The sequence below is a fragment of the Cellulomonas sp. A375-1 genome (genome assembly GCF_001040865.1).
GTDB classification, from domain to species: Bacteria; Actinomycetota; Actinomycetes; order Actinomycetales; family Cellulomonadaceae; genus Cellulomonas; species Cellulomonas gelida.
Window position 1 is genome coordinate 1 of the sequence record NZ_LFKW01000076.1, and the last position, 15700, is coordinate 15700.

At 73.8% G+C, this 15700-nt stretch carries 18 protein-coding genes; 9 read left to right on the plus strand and 9 right to left on the minus strand.

Going from position 1 to position 15700, the window contains the following annotated elements:
- From CWIS_RS08430 to CWIS_RS08440, 3 genes are all read left to right on the plus strand, one after another.
- On the plus strand, positions 1-562 hold a 562-nt coding region (locus tag CWIS_RS08430), incomplete at its 5' end, for an FtsX-like permease family protein (RefSeq protein WP_048342831.1).
- Between the two features lie 13 nt (positions 563-575).
- Entirely contained in the window at positions 576-1568 is a 993-nt protein-coding gene (locus CWIS_RS08435) for an ABC transporter ATP-binding protein (protein WP_048342832.1), read from the plus strand.
- Positions 1565-2284: an ABC transporter ATP-binding protein gene (locus CWIS_RS08440; RefSeq protein WP_048342833.1), complete on the plus strand. Its 720-nt coding sequence runs from the start codon at positions 1565-1567 to the stop codon at positions 2282-2284. Before CWIS_RS08435 ends, CWIS_RS08440 begins: the two co-directional genes overlap by 4 nt.
- A 54-nt stretch (positions 2285-2338) precedes the next feature.
- Here CWIS_RS08440 and CWIS_RS08445 read toward each other — a convergent pair whose 3' ends face one another.
- Both CWIS_RS08445 and CWIS_RS08450 read right to left on the minus strand, forming a co-directional pair.
- Entirely contained in the window at positions 2339-3799 is a 1461-nt protein-coding gene (locus tag CWIS_RS08445) for a PhoH family protein (protein WP_082156323.1), read from the minus strand.
- Between the two features lie 294 nt (positions 3800-4093).
- Positions 4094-4855: an isoprenyl transferase gene (locus CWIS_RS08450; protein WP_048342834.1), complete on the minus strand. Its 762-nt coding sequence runs from the start codon at positions 4853-4855 to the stop codon at positions 4094-4096.
- Positions 4856-5036: 181 nt separating this feature from the next.
- Here CWIS_RS08450 and CWIS_RS08455 point away from each other — a divergent pair, with 181 nt between their 5' ends.
- A complete protein-coding gene (locus tag CWIS_RS08455; protein WP_048342835.1) occupies positions 5037-5801 on the plus strand; it encodes a hemolysin III family protein in 765 nt (254 codons plus the stop codon).
- A 107-nt stretch (positions 5802-5908) separates the two neighbouring features.
- Here the strand turns inward: CWIS_RS08455 and CWIS_RS08460 are convergent, their stop codons facing one another.
- From CWIS_RS08460 to mca, 3 genes are read right to left on the minus strand one after another with little or no spacing between them, the layout of a single operon-like run.
- Positions 5909-6742, minus strand: coding sequence for a carbon-nitrogen hydrolase family protein (locus CWIS_RS08460; protein WP_048342836.1), 834 nt, complete (start codon positions 6740-6742; stop codon positions 5909-5911).
- Positions 6739-7116, minus strand: a complete 378-nt coding sequence (locus CWIS_RS17600) for a hypothetical protein (protein ID WP_053071634.1) — start codon at positions 7114-7116, stop codon at positions 6739-6741. The genes CWIS_RS08460 and CWIS_RS17600 overlap by 4 nt, the downstream gene beginning before the upstream one ends.
- Positions 7113-7988, minus strand: coding sequence for a mycothiol conjugate amidase Mca (mca, locus tag CWIS_RS08470; RefSeq protein WP_048342837.1), 876 nt, complete (start codon positions 7986-7988; stop codon positions 7113-7115). The genes CWIS_RS17600 and mca overlap by 4 nt, the downstream gene beginning before the upstream one ends.
- 231 nt (positions 7989-8219) lie before the next feature.
- Between mca and CWIS_RS08475 the strand changes: the two genes are divergently transcribed.
- Positions 8220-8639, plus strand: coding sequence for a DUF4307 domain-containing protein (locus CWIS_RS08475; protein WP_048342838.1), 420 nt, complete (start codon positions 8220-8222; stop codon positions 8637-8639).
- A gap of 207 nt (positions 8640-8846) precedes the next feature.
- Positions 8847-9332, plus strand: coding sequence for a transcription elongation factor GreA (gene greA / locus CWIS_RS08480; RefSeq protein WP_048342839.1), 486 nt, complete (start codon positions 8847-8849; stop codon positions 9330-9332).
- A gap of 277 nt (positions 9333-9609) precedes the next feature.
- Here the strand turns inward: greA and ilvA are convergent, their stop codons facing one another.
- Both ilvA and CWIS_RS08490 read right to left on the minus strand, forming a co-directional pair.
- On the minus strand, positions 9610-10809 hold the full coding sequence (gene ilvA, locus CWIS_RS08485; RefSeq protein WP_048342840.1) for a threonine ammonia-lyase: 1200 nt from the start codon (positions 10807-10809) through the stop codon (positions 9610-9612).
- Positions 10806-12065, minus strand: a complete 1260-nt coding sequence (locus tag CWIS_RS08490; protein WP_082156327.1) for an AI-2E family transporter — start codon at positions 12063-12065, stop codon at positions 10806-10808. Before CWIS_RS08490 ends, ilvA begins: the two co-directional genes overlap by 4 nt.
- Before the next feature lie 289 nt (positions 12066-12354).
- Between CWIS_RS08490 and msrA the strand changes: the two genes are divergently transcribed.
- Positions 12355-13008, plus strand: coding sequence for a peptide-methionine (S)-S-oxide reductase MsrA (gene msrA / locus CWIS_RS08495; RefSeq protein WP_048342842.1), 654 nt, complete (start codon positions 12355-12357; stop codon positions 13006-13008).
- 294 nt (positions 13009-13302) lie between these two features.
- On the opposite strand, the gene CWIS_RS08500 is transcribed toward msrA, so the two are convergent.
- A complete protein-coding gene (locus CWIS_RS08500) occupies positions 13303-13626 on the minus strand; it encodes a SelT/SelW/SelH family protein (protein ID WP_048342855.1) in 324 nt (107 codons plus the stop codon).
- Positions 13623-14030: an FKBP-type peptidyl-prolyl cis-trans isomerase gene (locus CWIS_RS08505; RefSeq protein WP_048342843.1), complete on the minus strand. Its 408-nt coding sequence runs from the start codon at positions 14028-14030 to the stop codon at positions 13623-13625. The genes CWIS_RS08500 and CWIS_RS08505 overlap by 4 nt, the downstream gene beginning before the upstream one ends.
- A 202-nt stretch (positions 14031-14232) precedes the next feature.
- Between CWIS_RS08505 and CWIS_RS08510 the strand changes: the two genes are divergently transcribed.
- Both CWIS_RS08510 and CWIS_RS08515 read left to right on the plus strand, forming a co-directional pair.
- Positions 14233-15093, plus strand: a complete 861-nt coding sequence (locus CWIS_RS08510) for a CPBP family intramembrane glutamic endopeptidase (protein ID WP_053071635.1) — start codon at positions 14233-14235, stop codon at positions 15091-15093.
- Between the two features lie 27 nt (positions 15094-15120).
- The coding region (locus CWIS_RS08515) for an FAD-binding protein (RefSeq protein ID WP_048342844.1) at positions 15121-15700 on the plus strand (580 nt) is incomplete at its 3' end.

Below are 15700 nucleotides of genomic sequence, written 5' to 3' on the forward strand. Positions count from 1 at the left end.
GCCCGCGCAGTACACCCGCCTCCTGGGCCCGGGCGCGGTCCGGGCCGTGACCGACCTCGCCGTCGCGGAGACGCCCGGCGTGACCGTGCTGAGCCGCGAGGGGTGGCTCGAGGACTGGACGTCCTCGCCGCTGACCGCCGGGCTGCGCACGCTGATGGTCGTCTCGCAGGTCGCGCTCGCCCTCCTCGCGGTGGTCGCGCTCGTCCTGACCGTCGTCGCGACTGCGCGCGACCGGCGACGCACGCTGCACGTCCTGCGCACCCTCGGCCTCGACCCGGGCACCGCCCGACGACTGTCGGCCGGCGAGGTGCTCCCTCTCACCGTCGCGGCGCTGCTCGCCGGCTCGGCGATCGGGTTCGTCGTCCCGTGGCTGCTCCTGAGCGCGCTCGGACTCACCGCCCTGACGGGCGAGCCGGACGGCACGCACGTGGCGTTCACGTGGCAGCCGGTCGCGATCGCGGTGGGCGCGCTGCTCGCCGGGCTGTGGGTCGCGGTCGAGATCGAGGCGCGCACGCGCCGGGACGACGACCTGGCGGTCGGAATCCGTGAGGCCGAACGATGACCAAGGAGGCCCGATGACCACCACTCTCGACAGGCTCACCGAGAAGGCCGGCGCGCCCACGTTCGGGCAGGACGCGCTCATCGTGTGCGACTCGCTCGTGCGCATCTACCAGTCCGAGGGCATCGAGGTGCAGGCCCTGCAGGGCCTTGACCTGCTCGTCGACGAGGGCGAGCTGGTCGCGATCGTCGGCGCGTCCGGCTCGGGCAAGTCGACGCTGCTCGCGGTGCTGTCCGGGCTCGACGTGCCGACGGCGGGACGCGTGCGGGTCGGGCCGTGGGACCTGATGGCGATGACCCCGGCGCAGCGCGTGGCCTACCGGCGCCAGATGGTCGGGTTCGTGTGGCAGCAGACCGCGCGCAACCTCGTGCCGTACCTGACCGCGACCGAGAACGTCGCACTCCCGCTGGCGCTGTCCGGCCGCAGCCGCCGCGAGCGGACCGCACGCGCGACGACGCTGCTGGAGCTGCTGGGCGTGGGCTACTGCGCGGACCGGCGCCCGGGTCAGCTCTCGGGCGGTGAGCAGCAGCGGGTCGCGATCGGCGTCGCGCTCGCCAACGAGCCGCGCGTGGTCTTCGCCGACGAGCCGACGGGCGAGCTCGACACCGCGACGTCCGACGAGGTGCTCGAGACGCTGCGGCTCGTCAATCGCGAGCTCGGCACCACCGTCGTCGTCGTGACGCACGACCCGGGCGTGAGCGAGCACGTGCAGCGCACGGTCGCGATCCGGGACGGGCGCACGTCGTCGGAGGTCGTGCGCCGCACGCACACGCGCGACGACGGCACCGAGCACGTCGTGGCCGAGGAGTTCGCGATGCTCGACCGCGCCGGGCGCGTGCAGCTCCCGCAGGAGTACCGCGAGGCGCTCGAGCTCAGCGGTCGCGTCCGCCTCGCGCTCGAGGCGTCGCACGTGTCGGTGTGGCCGGACCGGCCGCGCGTCGAGCCGCGTCCCGACGACGCTCGCCCCGGCGAGACCGTCGGGGCGACCGAGCAGGAGGGGTCGCGATGAGCGTCCAGAGCGCGCGGCACCGCGCGGCGGAGCCGGTGACCGACTCGATGGTGCTCGTCGAGCACGTCTCGCGGACGTACGGCAGCGGCGACGCCGCCGTGCACGCGGTGCGCGACGTGTCGCTGAGCATCGCGCCGGGCGAGCTCGTCGTGCTCGTCGGGCGTTCCGGCTCGGGCAAGACGACGCTGCTCAACATCGTCGGTGGCCTCGACAAGCCCGACGAGGGCCGCGTGGTCGTCGACGGGCAGGAGGTCTCGAGCCTCGGCGAGCGGGGGCTCGTCGCGCTGCGTCGGGACGTGGTGTCGTTCGTCTTCCAGACGTTCGGGCTCGTGCCCGTGCTGTCCGCCGCGGAGAACGTGGGCGTGCCGCTGCGGCTGCGCAAGGTCCCGCCCCGCGCGCGTGACGAGCGCGTCGCGCTGCTGCTCGAGCTCGTCGGGCTCGGCGACCACGCGGACCAGCGGCCCGGTGAGCTCTCCGGCGGGCAGCAGCAGCGGGTCGCGATCGCACGTGCGCTCGCCAACTCGCCGCGCCTGCTCGTCGCCGACGAACCCACGGGCCAGCTCGACTCCGCGACGGGCGTCTCGATCATGGGCCTGCTGCGCGCGGTCGTCGAGCACGAGCGGACGACCGCACTGGTCGCGACGCACGACCCGGTGATGATGGCGCTCGCCGACCGCGTGGTCCGGCTCCAGGACGGCGTGCTCGTCGAGGACTGACGGACGGCGAGGGAGCCCGCACGACCGGGCCCCCTCGCCGCGTTCCGTGGCCCCTCAGACCTCGATGCCCTCGAGCAGCTCGGTGACCAGCGCCGCGACCGGCGAGCGCTCCGAGCGCGTGAGCGTGACGTGCGCGAACAGCGGGTGGCCCTTGAGCGCCTCGATCACCGCCGCGATCCCGTCGTGCCGGCCGACGCGCAGGTTGTCGCGCTGCGCGACGTCGTGCGTGAGCACCACGCGCGACGACTGCCCGATGCGGGACAGCACGGTCAGCAGCACGTTGCGCTCGAGCGACTGCGCCTCGTCGACGATCACGAACGCGTCGTGCAGCGACCGGCCGCGGATGTGCGTGAGCGGCAGGACCTCGAGCAGGTCGCGGTCCATGACCTCCTCGACGACCTCGCGGGAGACGACCGCGCCGAGCGTGTCGAACACCGCCTGCGCCCACGGGTTCATCTTCTCGGCCTCCGACCCAGGCAGGTACCCGAGCTCCTGACCGCCCACCGCGTACAGGGGCCGGAACACCATGACCTTGCGGTGCTGCCGCCGCTCGAGCACGGCCTCGAGGCCCGCGCACAGCGCGAGCGCGGACTTGCCGGTCCCGGCCCGGCCGCCGAGCGAGACGATGCCGATCTCCTCGTCGAGCAGCAGGTCGATCGCGATGCGCTGCTCGGCGCTGCGCCCGTGCACGCCGAACACGTCCTGGTCGCCCCGCACGAGGCGCACGTGCTTGTCGGCGGTGACCCGGCCCAGGGCCGAGCCGCGCGGGCTGTGCAGCACCAGGCCGGTGTGGCACGCGAGGTCCGACGGGTTCGTCGTCGGGCCCGTGCCCACCCCGGGCGTGGCGACCACCTCGGCCAGCGGCAGCGACTCGTGCTCCCAGAGCTGGGACATCTGCTGCTCGGACAGGTCGAGCGAGTCCATCCCGGTCCAGCCGGACTCGACCGCGAGCTCGTGCCGGTACTCCTCGGCGCGCAGGCCCACCGCGGACGCCTTGACCCGCATCGGCAGGTCCTTCGAGACGACCGTGACGTCACACCCCTGCGCGGCCAGGTTCGCCGCGACGGACAGGATCCGCGTGTCGTTGTCCCCCAGCCGGAACCCGGCGGGCAGCACGGTCGGGTCGGTGTGGTTGAGCTCGACACGCAGCGTGCCGCCCTGCTCGCCGAGCGGCAGGGGACGGTCGAGGCGGCCGTGCTGGATCCGCAGGTCGTCGAGCAGGCGCAGCGCCGAGCGGGCGAAGTAGCCGAGCTCGGCGTGGTGCCGCTTGGCCTCGAGCTCGGTGACCACGACCACGGGCAGGACGACGTCGTGCTCCGCGAACCGGTAGATCGCCCTCGGGTCGGACAGCAGCACCGACGTGTCGAGGACGTGGGTCCGACGGCCGTCCTGGGGCTCGTCGACCGGCTGGTCGACCTCCGAGGCGGTCCGTGCCCGGGTCGCGCCTGCCTGGGTCGTGCCTGCCTGGGTCGTGCTTGCCTGGGTCGTGCCCTGCCGAGCTGCGCTGCTGACCACGGCGTGCTCCCTCCGGCGCTAGGTGCACCGCTGAAGGCGTCGCGTGCCGGTGTCCCACGCGGGGACCACGTGCCGGCTCGCGGCGACGGGACGGGGTCGGCCGGACCCTGACGAGCAGGGCCGGGACCGGCCCTCCTCCCGGAGCGGATGCTCCATGGGCTGGCCTTCCCGGGGACGCCGGGGCGACGTCCTTGTCGGGGACGCTAACCCCGGCAGCACGTGTGACGTCGGCGACACGCGCCACAGCGCGCGAGTGGAAACACGATGTTCACCTGGACGACGGACGCGCGTCGGTCAACGTCCGAGGCGGCGCTCGCGGACCCCGTAGGCGCGCACCGCGCGCAGGAAGTCCACGCGCCGGAAGTCCGGCCAGTACGCCTCGCAGAAGTAGAACTCCGAGTGCGCCGACTGCCACAGCAGGAAGCCGCCGAGCCGCTGCTCGCCCGAGGTGCGGATGACGAGGTCGGGATCGGGCTGGCCCTTGGTGTAGAGGTGCGCGGCGATGTGCTCGACGTCGAACTGGGCGGCCATCTCGTCGAGGTCCAGCCCCTGCTCGGACGCCTGCCGCAGGTATGCGCGCACGGCGTCGGCGATCTCGCGCCGCCCGCCGTAGCCCACGGCCACGTTGACGTGCATCCCGACGACGTCGCGCGTCGCCTCCTCGGCGGCGCGCAGGGCCTGCACGGTGCGCTCGGGCAGCATCTCGAGCGAGCCGACCGCCTGCAGGCGCCAGCGTCGCGTGGCGGCGAGCTCGCGCACGACGTCCTCGATGATGGCGAGCAGGTCCGCGAGCTCGTCGGCGGGGCGGTTGAGGTTGTCGGTCGACAGCATCCAGAGCGTGACGACCTCGACCCCGACGTCCTCGCTCCACGCCAGCAGCTCGCCGATCTTGTCCGCCCCTGCGCGGTGGCCACCGGCGGTCGACTTGCCGATCGAGCGCGCCCAGCGCCGGTTGCCGTCGAGGATCACGCCGACGTGGCGGGGCATCCGGTCCGGAGGGAGCGAGGCGGCCAGACGACGCTCGTACAGGCCGTAGAGCGGATGGGGCAGTCGCACTCGCTCAGTCCTCCAAGGCTCCGGTCCGGCTCGTCGTGAGCCCGGTCCACCGTACTCGTCGCCGCTGGGCGCGCGTGCGCCTTCGGGTGACCCGGCACACCCCCGAACCGGTCGACATCGCTACCTACGGTGCCGTAACCTACGGGCACGTAAGTTACGTCGACGACGAACGCGAGGCAGCATGGCCAGCACTCCCGCCACCGGCGGACACGGTCCCCAGCACGGCGCGCTACCGTCGTCGCAGGACACCACGCCACTGCGGGAGGAGATCGCCATCAGCGTCACGCGCGCCGTCGAGCAGGTGGCGGCCACCGTCAAGCCGATGCTGCGCGGCTGGATCCACGCGGGCGTCTCCCCGTTCATCCTGGCCGCCGCGATCGTCCTGGTCGCGCTGTCCCCCACGCCGGCCGCACGCTGGTCGAACGCCGTGTTCGGGCTGTCCGCGGTGCTGCTGTTCGGGACGAGCGCGATCTACCACCGCGGCACCTGGTCGCCGCGCGTCGCAGGGGTCCTGCGCCGGCTCGACCACACGAACATCTTCCTCATCATCGCGGGCACCTACACCCCGCTCGCGGTGCTGCTGCTGCCCGCGACCACCGCGCGGAACCTGCTGATCGTCGTGTGGTCCGGCGCCCTCGTCGGGCTGCTCGCCCGGATCTTCTGGCTCGGCGCCCCGCGCTGGGTCTACGTGCCGGTCTACCTCGCGCTCGGCTGGGTCGCGGTCGCGTTCCTGCCCCAGTTCTACCGCTCGGGCGGTGCCGCGATCGTCTGGCTCATCGCCGCGGGCGGCCTGGCCTACACGGTCGGGGCGGTCGTCTACGGCCTCAAGAAGCCGAACCCCAGCCCGCGCTACTTCGGCTTCCACGAGATCTTCCACGCGCTCACGGTCGTCGCGATCACGTGCCACTACATCGCGGTGTCGATCGCGACGTACGCGCTGCGCTGACGCCTCACCGATGAGAACACCTCACCGCTGAGAACACCTCACCGCTGAGAACACCTCACCGCTGAGCACGCCTCACGGCTGAGCACGCGTCAGCCGCGCCGCACGCGTCAGCCGCGCGGGACCACCACGTACCGCCGGTTCGCCAGCGACGGGTTCTTCTCGCGCACGCCGCGCAGCTCGTCCGGGTCGAGGTCGACGGTGCGGATCGCGGACTTCTCGTCCAGCTCGAGACCGACCACGCCGTCCGGCCCCACGACGAGCGAACGCCCGACGACGCCCTTGCCCGCCATGCCGACCGCGACCACCGCGGCGGTGTTCTCGATCGCCCGGGCCACGGCGAGCGTGCGCCAGTGCATCGCCTTGAGGTCGCCGTCGGCCCACGCCGCCGGCACGACGAGCACGTCGGCTCCCGCGTCCACGAGGCGCCGCGCGGACTCGGGGAACCGCAGGTCGTAGCAGGTCAGCACGCCGAACCGGACGCCCGCGACGTCGAGGACCAGCGGAGCGGCGTCGGACGGACCGGGCCGCAGCCGGTCGGACTCGCGCGAGCCGAACGCGTCGTACAGGTGCACCTTGCGGTACAGCCCGACGACCGTGCCCGTGCCGTCGACCGCGACGACCGCGTTGGTGGCCCGGGCGTCGGACGAGTCGCCCGGCAGCGTGACACCCGCGAGCACCGTGACGCCCGTGGCCGCCGCGCGCTCGCGCAGCGCCGTGACGAACGGGCCGTCGAGCGGCTGCGCGTGCGCGGCGCCCACGCCGTGCCGGTCGTACGCGGAGGCGTACTCCGGCAGGACGAGCAGGTCCGCGTGCACGCGCTGCGCCTCCTCGAACGCGCCGCGCGCGACCAGGACGTTGGCCGGGCCGTCGTCGGAGACCTCGACCTGCGCGAGCGTGACGCGCACCGCGGGCCGCGTCGGCGGCTGCGGACCCGAGCTCACCGAGCCGGCCCGTCCGCGGCCGGCGCCGCGCCACCGCGCTCGCCGGAACCACGCGCGTCGGAGACAACCTCGCCGGGGCCGTGCTCGTCGGAGCCCTGCTCGTCGGAGCCCTGCTCGCCGGAGCCCCGCTCGTCGGACTGGTCCGCGGCGCTCGAGTCGGCCGCGTGCTCGTCGTCCACCCCGAGCTGCTGCGCGCGACGGTCGACGCGCCGCAGGTGCCGCGTGAGGGACAGGAACAGCCCCGCCGCGGCGAGGGCGAGCGCAAACGTCACCACGAAGCCGATGAAGCCGGGCGACCCGCCCGACGTGGACTCGACCACCGGGCTGGGGCTCGGTGCCGGCACTGCCAGCACCAGTGCGGTCAGCGCGCTCATCGGGCGGCCTCGACGCCCTGCCCGGCGGGCCGGATCCCCGCGAACAGGTCGGTCTCCGGCAGGCTCACCGGCACGCGCGACTCCGCGAGCTCGAACTCCTCGGTGCTCCACTTCGCGAGCTCGATCTCGCGCGGCACCGCGAAGAAGAAGCCGTCGGGGTCGATCTGCGTCGCGTGCGCGCGCAGCGCCGCGTCCCGCTGGTCGAAGTAGTCGGCGCACTCGATGTGCGTCGTGACCTCGCGCTCGGGGATCTCCCGCGCCTGGCGCGAGTCGATCCAGTCGCCGAACGGCGACTCGCCGCCCGCCTCGATGATCGCGTCGTGCACGCCGCGCAGCCGCGCGAGCGAGAAGCCGTGGTTGTAGTAGAGCTTGAGCGGCGTCCACGGCTCGCCGTGGCCGACGTACCGGTCCGGGTTCCCCGCGGCGGCGAACGCCTCCGCCGAGACGCGGTGACACATGACGTGGTCGGGGTGCGGGTAGCCGCCGGTGGGGTCGTACGTCGTCATGACGTGCGGGCGGAACTCGCGCACGATCTCGACGAGCGGGGCGCTGGCCTCCTCGAGCGGGACGAGCGCGAAGCAGCCCTCGGGCAGCGGGGGCAGCGGGTCACCCTCCGGCAGGCCCGAGTCGACGAAGCCGAGCCAACGCTGCTGGACGCCGAGCGCCGCTGCCGCCGCGGCCATCTCGCCGCGGCGCACCTCGCGCATCGCCTCGATCCCCTCGGGCGCTGGTCCGTAGTGCGGGTTGAGCACGTCGCCGCGCTCGCCGCCGGTGCAGGTCACGACGAGCACCTCGACGCCCTCGGCGGCGTAGCGTGCGGTGGTCGCCGCTCCCTTGCTCGACTCGTCGTCGGGATGGGCGTGGACCGCCATGAGGCGGAACGGCTCGTGTGACGTGTTCTGGGGTCGCCGTGGCACGGCGGGCTGCTCGGGCACGGGACAATGATCGCGCACGACACCGACATGCCCCGCACCGCGCCACGCAGCGGGACCGGCCCGCGTCGCCGACGCGTCCCGCGCGCAGGGGCGTCGGCGCACGACGACCAGCACGACGACCAGCACGACACAGGCAGACGCCCGGACCGAGGACCAGGAGGCAGCCCCGTGGGGAGCACACCCGCCGCGAGCGCGACACCGCCCGCCGGCCGGTACGGACCGGACCCCGACGAGCGCTCGCGCGTCCCGTGGCTGGTCACCGTGGTCCTCACGACGCTGGTGGCCGCGGTCGTCGTGGCGTGGGTCGGGATCGGCGCGCTGCGCGACCCCGTGCAGTGGAAGGACGTCGGGTTCTCGGTCCAGGGCGCCGACACGATCGCCGTGACGTTCGAGGTCACCAAGGACCCGGAGTCCACCGCGACGTGCCGCGTGCGGGCGCTGTCGCAGTCGTACGCCGAGGTCGGCGTGAAGAACGTGGAGATCGGTCCGGGCGCGCGGACGCAGCGCGTGACGGTCGTCGTACCCACCGCGGAGCTCGCCGTCACGGGCACCGTCTCGCTCTGCGAACCGGTCGACGCGAGGCCCTGACGGCGTCCGCACGCGTCCCGGCTTGCTATCCTTGTCGTTTCGCACGCCGCCCCGGTCGACCCAGTGTCGACATCTGACGGTCGAAGCGACCGGTAGGGAAGGCGACATCCCGTCCTGACATCGGTGTCCGGTCACGCCTGCGGCCTCGTGCCGCGCGGTGGGACGGGGTCCGACGCCGGACGACACACGAAGCAGGAAGGAGCGATCGTGACCGACACGACTGCCGCCACGTGGCTGACGCAAGAGGCCTACGACCGCCTCACGGCCGAGCTCGCGGACCTCAAGGGCCCGCGGCGCGAGGAGATCACGCAGCGGATCGCCGCCGCGCGCGACGAGGGCGACCTCAAGGAGAACGGCGGCTACCACGCTGCGCGCGAGGAGCAGGGCAAGAACGAGGCCCGCATCCGCGAGCTCGAGGCGAAGCTCCGCAACGTGCAGATCGGCACGCCGCCTGACGACGGTGTCGTCGAGCCCGGCATGGTCGTGACCGCGGAGGTCGCGGGCGACGAGGAGGTCTTCCTTCTCGGCTCGCGCGAGATGGCCGGCACGACCGGGATCCAGGTCTTCTCCCCCACCTCGCCCCTCGGCGCCGCGATCAGCGGCAAGTCCGTGGGCGAGACCACGAGCTACATCGCGCCCAACAGCCGCGAGATCAAGGTGAAGATCCTCGACGCCAAGCCCTTCGCGGGCTGACCCGATCTCCCTCACGAAGGGCGTCGTCGCACCCGCGGCGACGCCCTTCGTCATCCCCGCCCCTCGCCTGCCCACCCCGACCCGCCGGCCGCGAGCTCGGCAGCGCCGGTCGAGGTCGGCAGTGCTCTCGAGGTCGGCAGTCCGTCGCGAGGTCGGCAGTCCGGATGCACGAGGTCGCGCCAGACTGCCGACTTCGCCCGTGGTGGGCGCGCGCCCAGGCACACGGCGGCGGCGCGCCTGGGCGGCCCCGCCGGTGGCGCGGGGCGGGCGGGGTGGGTCAGTCGGTGAGGCGGTAGCCGGCGGTGCGCAGCGCGTGCATGACCGCCGCGCAGTGCTCGGGGCCCTTCGTCTCGACCTGGACCTCGATCGCGACCTCGTCGACCGCGAGCTCGACCTGCGTGCGCACGTGCGACACGTGCATGACGTTGGCACCCGCCGTCGCGAGGTCGTGCAGCAGGTCGGCCAGGGCGCCCGGGCGGTCGGCGATGCGCACGTGCAGCCACAGGAACCGTCCGGCGGACGCGAGCCCGTGCCGCACGACGCGCAGCAGCACCTGGGGGTCCATGTTGCCGCCGGACAGGATCGCGACGACGGGACCCTCGAACTCCCCCGGCGCGGCCATGAGCGCCGCCACCGCGGCGGCCCCCGACGGCTCGACGAGCAGCTTGGCGCGCTCGGCGACGAGCAGGAGCGCACGCGAGATGTCCTCCTCCGAGACCGTGCGGACCTCGGTCCCGGCGTGCGCGAGCACGTCGAACGGCACCTGACCGGGCAGGCCCACCGCGATGCCGTCGGCCATGGTGCGCAGCTCGGGGGCGGGCGTCGGGCGCCCGAGCGCGAGCGAGGCGGGGTAGGCCGCGGCGTGCTGCGCCTGGACGCCCACGACCCGCACGTCGGGCCGCAGCTCCGCAAGCGTCGCCACGACCCCCGCCGCCAGCCCGCCGCCGCCGACGGGCACGACGACCGTCGCGACGTCGGGCACCTGCTCGACGATCTCGAGCGCGATGGTCCCCTGCCCGGCGACGACGTCGGGGTGGTCGAACGGGTGGATGAGCACCGCGCCCGTGCGCTGCGCGTACTCGCGCGCGTGCACGAGCGCCTCGTCGACGCTGGTGCCGACGAGCTCGACGCGCGCGCCGTACTCGCGGGTCGCGGCGAGCTTCGGCAGGGCCGCGTCGGTGGGCATGAAGACGACGGCGTCGAGGCCGAGCAGCCGGGCTGCGAGCGCGACGCCCTGCGCGTGGTTGCCGGCGCTCGCGGCGACCACGCCGCGCGCCCGCTCGTCGTCCGTGAGCCCGGACATGCGCACGTACGCGCCGCGGATCTTGAACGAGCCCGCGCGCTGCAGGTTCTCGCACTTGAGCAGCACCTGCGCCCCCGCGAGCTCCGAGACGGCGCGGCTCGACTCGACGGGGGTGCGCTCGGCGACCCCGTCGAGGAGCGCCGCGGCCCGGCGGACGTCGGCGAGCGTGATCATCGACGCTCACCCTCGTCGGACGCGGTCGGTCCCGCGGGCCCGTCGTCGGGCGTCCGCGCGTCGTCGAGGTCCGTCGCCGCGCCCTCGTCGTCGCCGACCGCCGGGGCATCGCCCAGGTCGTGCGCAGGGTTCAGCTGCTCGGTCTCGGCCAGCTGAGCGATCGCGCGGTCGAGGACGGGATGACCGTGCGGTCGGAGCACGACGTGGTCGTCGTGCCCGAGCTGCGGGAACTTGTCGTGACCGTGCAGGTAGAGGACCACGGTGTTGAGCACGGCGACCAGCGGGACCGCGAACAGCGCACCGAGGATCCCGGCGACGTAGGACCCGGCCGCCACCGCGAGCAGCACCGCGACGGGGTGCAGCGAGACCGCGTGGCCCATGAGGAACGGCTGCAGCACGTGACCCTCGAGCTGCTGCACCGCCAGCACGACCGCGAGCATGATGAGCGCCACGAGCGGCCCGTGCGTGACGAGCGCGACGAGGACGGCCACGGCTCCCGTGACGACCGCCCCGACGATCGGGATGAACGACCCGAGGAACACCAGGATCGCCAGCGGGAAGGCGAGCGGCACCTGCAGGATCGCGGCGCCGAGCCCGATGCCGGTCGCGTCGACCGCCGCGACCAGGATCTGCGTGCGCGTGTACGCGCCGAGCGTGACGACACCGCGCCGACCGGCCTGGTGCACGTGCTCGCGGCTCCCGCGCGGCAGGAGCCCCACGACCCACGACCAGATGGTGCGACCGTCGAGCAGGAAGAAGAACGTGCAGAACAGCGCGATCACCGCGCCGGCCAACACGTGACCGACCGTCACGGTCGCGTGCAGCGCCCCCGCGACGATCGTCTCGCTGTTGTTCGACGCCGCCTCGCGCGCCTGGTCAATCCAGCTCTGCAGGTTCTCGGTCGACAGCTGCAGCGGGCCCTCCGCGAGCCACTCGAGCAGCTGGTCGACGCCCTTCTGCGCCTGGTCCCACAGCTCGGCGATGCCGAGCACCACCGACCGGCCGGCGAGCACGAGCAGGCCCACGACCAGCACGACGAGCCCGACCACCGATGCACCGGCGGCCGCGGCCCGGCCCATCCGCAGCCGGCGCTGGAACCAGGTGGCGAGCGGTGCCAGGAGCACGGCGAGCAGCAGCGCGACGGCCACCGGGACGACGACGAGCTTGAGGTAGGCCACGCCCGCGACGACGACCGCCACGCACGCGACGATCACCAGCAGCCGCCACGACCACGCGGCCGCACGCTGCACGGGCATCGGCACCGAGTCGGCCGCGCGGGCCTGGGCACCCGGTGCCGCGCCCGCCGGGGACGCGGTGAGCACCGCGGTCCCACTCGTCGGGCTCGGGACGCTCGTCGTCTCGGGGGCTGCCGCGTCCGGCGCGGACGCAAAGGGCTCGGGTGCGCTGGTCACCGACCCAGGCTACGGTCGCGCACCCGCGCGGGGGCAGGAACACTCCCGGGACCGCCGCGGTTGAGCCACCTGCGAGGGTGCGCCCGCGCCGCACACGGCGCGCGAGGCGGGCACCCCCGGGAAGGAGTCCAGCATGAGCTGGCTGTTCGGTTCCGCGATCCGGTCCACGATGGTCGAGCCCGAGCGGGCGCTCGCCGGACGCGACGACTACGCCTACCAGGTCCCGACGACGCACGCGGTCCTCGGCACCCCGCTGGCCGGCCCCTGGCCCGCGGGCACCGCGACGATCTCGCTCGCCCTCGGCTGTTTCTGGGGCGCCGAGAAGGAGCTGTGGCAGGTCCCGGGCGTCGTCACGACGGCGGTGGGCTACCAGGGCGGTTTCACGCCGTTCCCCACGTACGAGGAGGTGTGCACGGGCATGACCGGGCACACCGAGACGGTGCTCGTCGCGTACGACCCGGCCGTCCTGTCGCACGACGAGCTGCTGCGCCGGTTCTGGGAGGCGCACGACCCGACGCAGGGCTTCCGGCAGGGCAACGACGTCGGCACGCAGTACCGCTCGGCGATCTTCACGACGACGCCCGAGCAGGCCGAGGCGGCCGCGCGGACGCGTGACCTCTTCGCGCCGCGTCTGGCGCACGCCGGGTACGGCGACATCACCACCGAGATTCGCCCGGCGGACGAGGCGGGGCGCTTCTACTACGCCGAGGACTACCACCAGCAGTACCTGGTGAAGAACCCCAACGGCTACTGCCCGGTCCACTCCACGGGCGTCGCCTGCCAGTAGTCCGGGGCGGTCATCGCGGCTCAGCAGCCGCGGGCCCGCAGCCGCGGCCGGTCGCGTGACCGCCGGGTGGGCGGCGCCGTCTCCCCCGAGACACCGCCCACCCGCGGCGCGCGCTGGGTTCCCCCTGAACCTGCGCTGCGACGAGGGCCTTCCGTCGACCGAGAAGCACGACGCTGTGCGTCTTGGCTCTCCTCCGGTCGGCCAGGCACGACGGTACGCATCGGGACGAACCGCGTGAACCCGGCGTCCACGTGGCGTCGGACCACAGTCCAGGACGGTGGTCCGAGACGCGCGTCAGCCCGCGTCCGGCGGCGCCGCGACGTCGCTGTGGCCGAGCGGCTTGCCGGGGGCGATCACGTCGCGCACGCGGCGCTTGAGCTCGGCGACCTCCGGGAACCCGCCGTCCCGGCCGCGGTCCCACACGACCACCGGGGCGGGGGCGGCGTGCCCGTCGAACGACGAGGCCTGCGCCTCGACGACGAACACGCCACCCGTCCCGGGGCGCAGCGCGACCTCGTCCACCTCGCGGTGGAACGTGGTCAGCAGCTCCTGGGCGTACCAGGCCGCACGCAGCAGCCAGCGGCACTGCGTGCAGTACGTGAGGGTGACGCGACTCAGCGCGAGGTCCCCACGATGTCGACGACGAACACCAGCGTGTCGCCGCCCTTGATGCCGGCCTGCGGCACCCCGCGGTCCCCGTAGCCGAGGTGCGACGGGATCGACAGGAGCACGCGCGAGCCGACCTGCTGGCCCACGAGGCCCTCGTCCCAGCCCGCGATGACCGCGCCGACGCCGATCGGGAAGCTGATCGACGAGCGGCGGTCGTAGGAGTTGTCGAACACCCCGCCCTGCCACGACTGGCCGAGGTAGTGGACCTCGATGTCGTCGCCGGCCTCGACCAGCTCACCGTCGCCGCGGCTCAGGACGAGCACCTCGAGCTCGGCGGACGGTGCGCCCTCGGGGAAGGCGAGCGTGGGCTTGTCGCCGAACGAACCCGAGACCTCGGGCAGAGCTGCAGACATCTGGGAACTCCCTCGATTGCGATGGCGCGCCCACGACGAACGCGCGCGGCCCATCGTGCCGCACCGCGCCGACACGTGCCGCATCGCGGCCCCGCGCGGGCACGTGCACGCCCCGCGGACCGGTGCCAGTCCGGACGCTCACCCGGCGCTTGCCCAGGCGCTTGCCCAGGTGCACCGGCCCGACGCCTGGCAGGGTGGGCGGGTGACCGAGCACCTCGACGACACGCGGGCCCCCGCCCGAGCGCCGGCCGCCGCCACGCCGCCGCGGGTGAGCGCCGCGCGTGTGCTCGCCGCGGCGCTCGTCTGCGGCGCGGCGGTGCTGCTGTTCGCCGTGCACGTGCGGCCGCTCGCGTACGTGCCGCTGGTCGTCGGCGTGGCGATCGGGCTCGTCGTCGACCGCGTGCTGGGCCGGGACCTGCTGGCCATCGGCATCGGCATGTCGATCGTGAGCAGCATCCCGCTGCAGGCGGACCTGTCCGACGCCGCGATCCTGCGGTTCGCGGTGGCGTTGTCGCTCGCCGTCGTCGTGCCGTACGTGCTCTCCCACCACGTGTTCGGCGACGACGTGATCCGCTTCCCGTGGCGCACCGGCAAGCCGTGGACTCGGTTCCAGTGGGGATACCTGGTCCTCGTCGTGGCGGCCGGGTACCTGGTGCTGCCCTTCTACTTCCTGTCCTCGGGCGCGTACCAGAACTGGCCCACTGTGGTGGAGCCCGACGAGATCGCGCGCCTGTTCGTCGGCGTCAACGCGGTCGGCACGTGGGACGAGCTGTTCTTCATCTGCACGGTGTTCGCGCTGCTGCGTCGGCACTTCCCCGTCGCGCTCGCGAACGTGCTGCAGGCGGCCGTGTTCGTCTCGTTCCTGTGGGAGCTCGGGTACCGGTCGTGGGGGCCGTTGCTGACGCTGCCGTTCGCGCTGATCCAGGGCTGGACGTTCAGCCGGACCAAGTCGCTGACGTACGTGCTCGTCGTGCACCTGCTGTTCGACGCGATCGTCTTCATGGTGCTCGTCCACGCGCACTCGCCGCACCTGTTCGACGTCTTCGTCACCGCCCCCCGCTGACCCGCTGCACCACCCGAGAGGACCCGCATGACCCTGACCACCTGGGCCGGCAGCCACACGTTCCGCGGCGGGCCGCTCGTGCGTCCGACGAGCGTCGAGGAGGTCGCGCGCGTCGTCGCCGGGGCGCGGCACGTGCGCGCGGTCGGGTCGCGGCACTCGTTCCACGACCTCGCGGACGGGCCCGGCACGCTCGTCGCGCTGGACCGCCTGGACGTCCCGTTGGAGATCCGGGACGACGACGGCCCGGGGACGCTCGGGGCGACCGTGACGGTCGGAGCGGGCGTGCGCTATGGCGAGCTCGCGCGGGACCTGCACGCCGCGGGCTGGGCGCTGCACACGATGGCCTCGTTGCCGCACATCGCGGTCGCCGGGACGGTCGCGACCGCGACGCACGGCTCGGGCGACTCGGCGGTCAACCTCGCGGCCGCGGTGCGCGGGCTCGAGGTCGTCGGCGCGGGTGGTGAGGTGCGCCGGCTGGGACGCGACGACGACGAGCTCGCGGGGTCGGTCGTCGCGCTCGGCGCACTCGGTCTCGTCACACGCGTGACCCTCGCGATCGAGCCCACCTACGAGGTCGCGCAGGAGGTGTGGCTCGCCCCCCCCTGGG

Coding starts and splice junctions, on each gene's coding strand:
- CWIS_RS08435 (WP_048342832.1), top strand. CDS start 576: ATGACCACCACTCTCGACAGGCTCACCGAGAAGGCCGGCGCGCCCACG.
- CWIS_RS08440 (WP_048342833.1), top strand. CDS start 1,565: ATGAGCGTCCAGAGCGCGCGGCACCGCGCGGCGGAGCCGGTGACCGAC.
- CWIS_RS08455 (WP_048342835.1), top strand. CDS start 5,037: ATGGCCAGCACTCCCGCCACCGGCGGACACGGTCCCCAGCACGGCGCG.
- CWIS_RS17600 (WP_053071634.1), bottom strand. CDS start 7,116: ATGAGCGCGCTGACCGCACTGGTGCTGGCAGTGCCGGCACCGAGCCCC.
- mca (WP_048342837.1), bottom strand. CDS start 7,988: ATGGCGGTCCACGCCCATCCCGACGACGAGTCGAGCAAGGGAGCGGCG.
- ilvA (WP_048342840.1), bottom strand. CDS start 10,809: ATGATCACGCTCGCCGACGTCCGCCGGGCCGCGGCGCTCCTCGACGGG.
- CWIS_RS08490 (WP_082156327.1), bottom strand. CDS start 12,065: ATGCCCGTGCAGCGTGCGGCCGCGTGGTCGTGGCGGCTGCTGGTGATC.
- msrA (WP_048342842.1), top strand. CDS start 12,355: ATGAGCTGGCTGTTCGGTTCCGCGATCCGGTCCACGATGGTCGAGCCC.
- CWIS_RS08505 (WP_048342843.1), bottom strand. CDS start 14,030: ATGTCTGCAGCTCTGCCCGAGGTCTCGGGTTCGTTCGGCGACAAGCCC.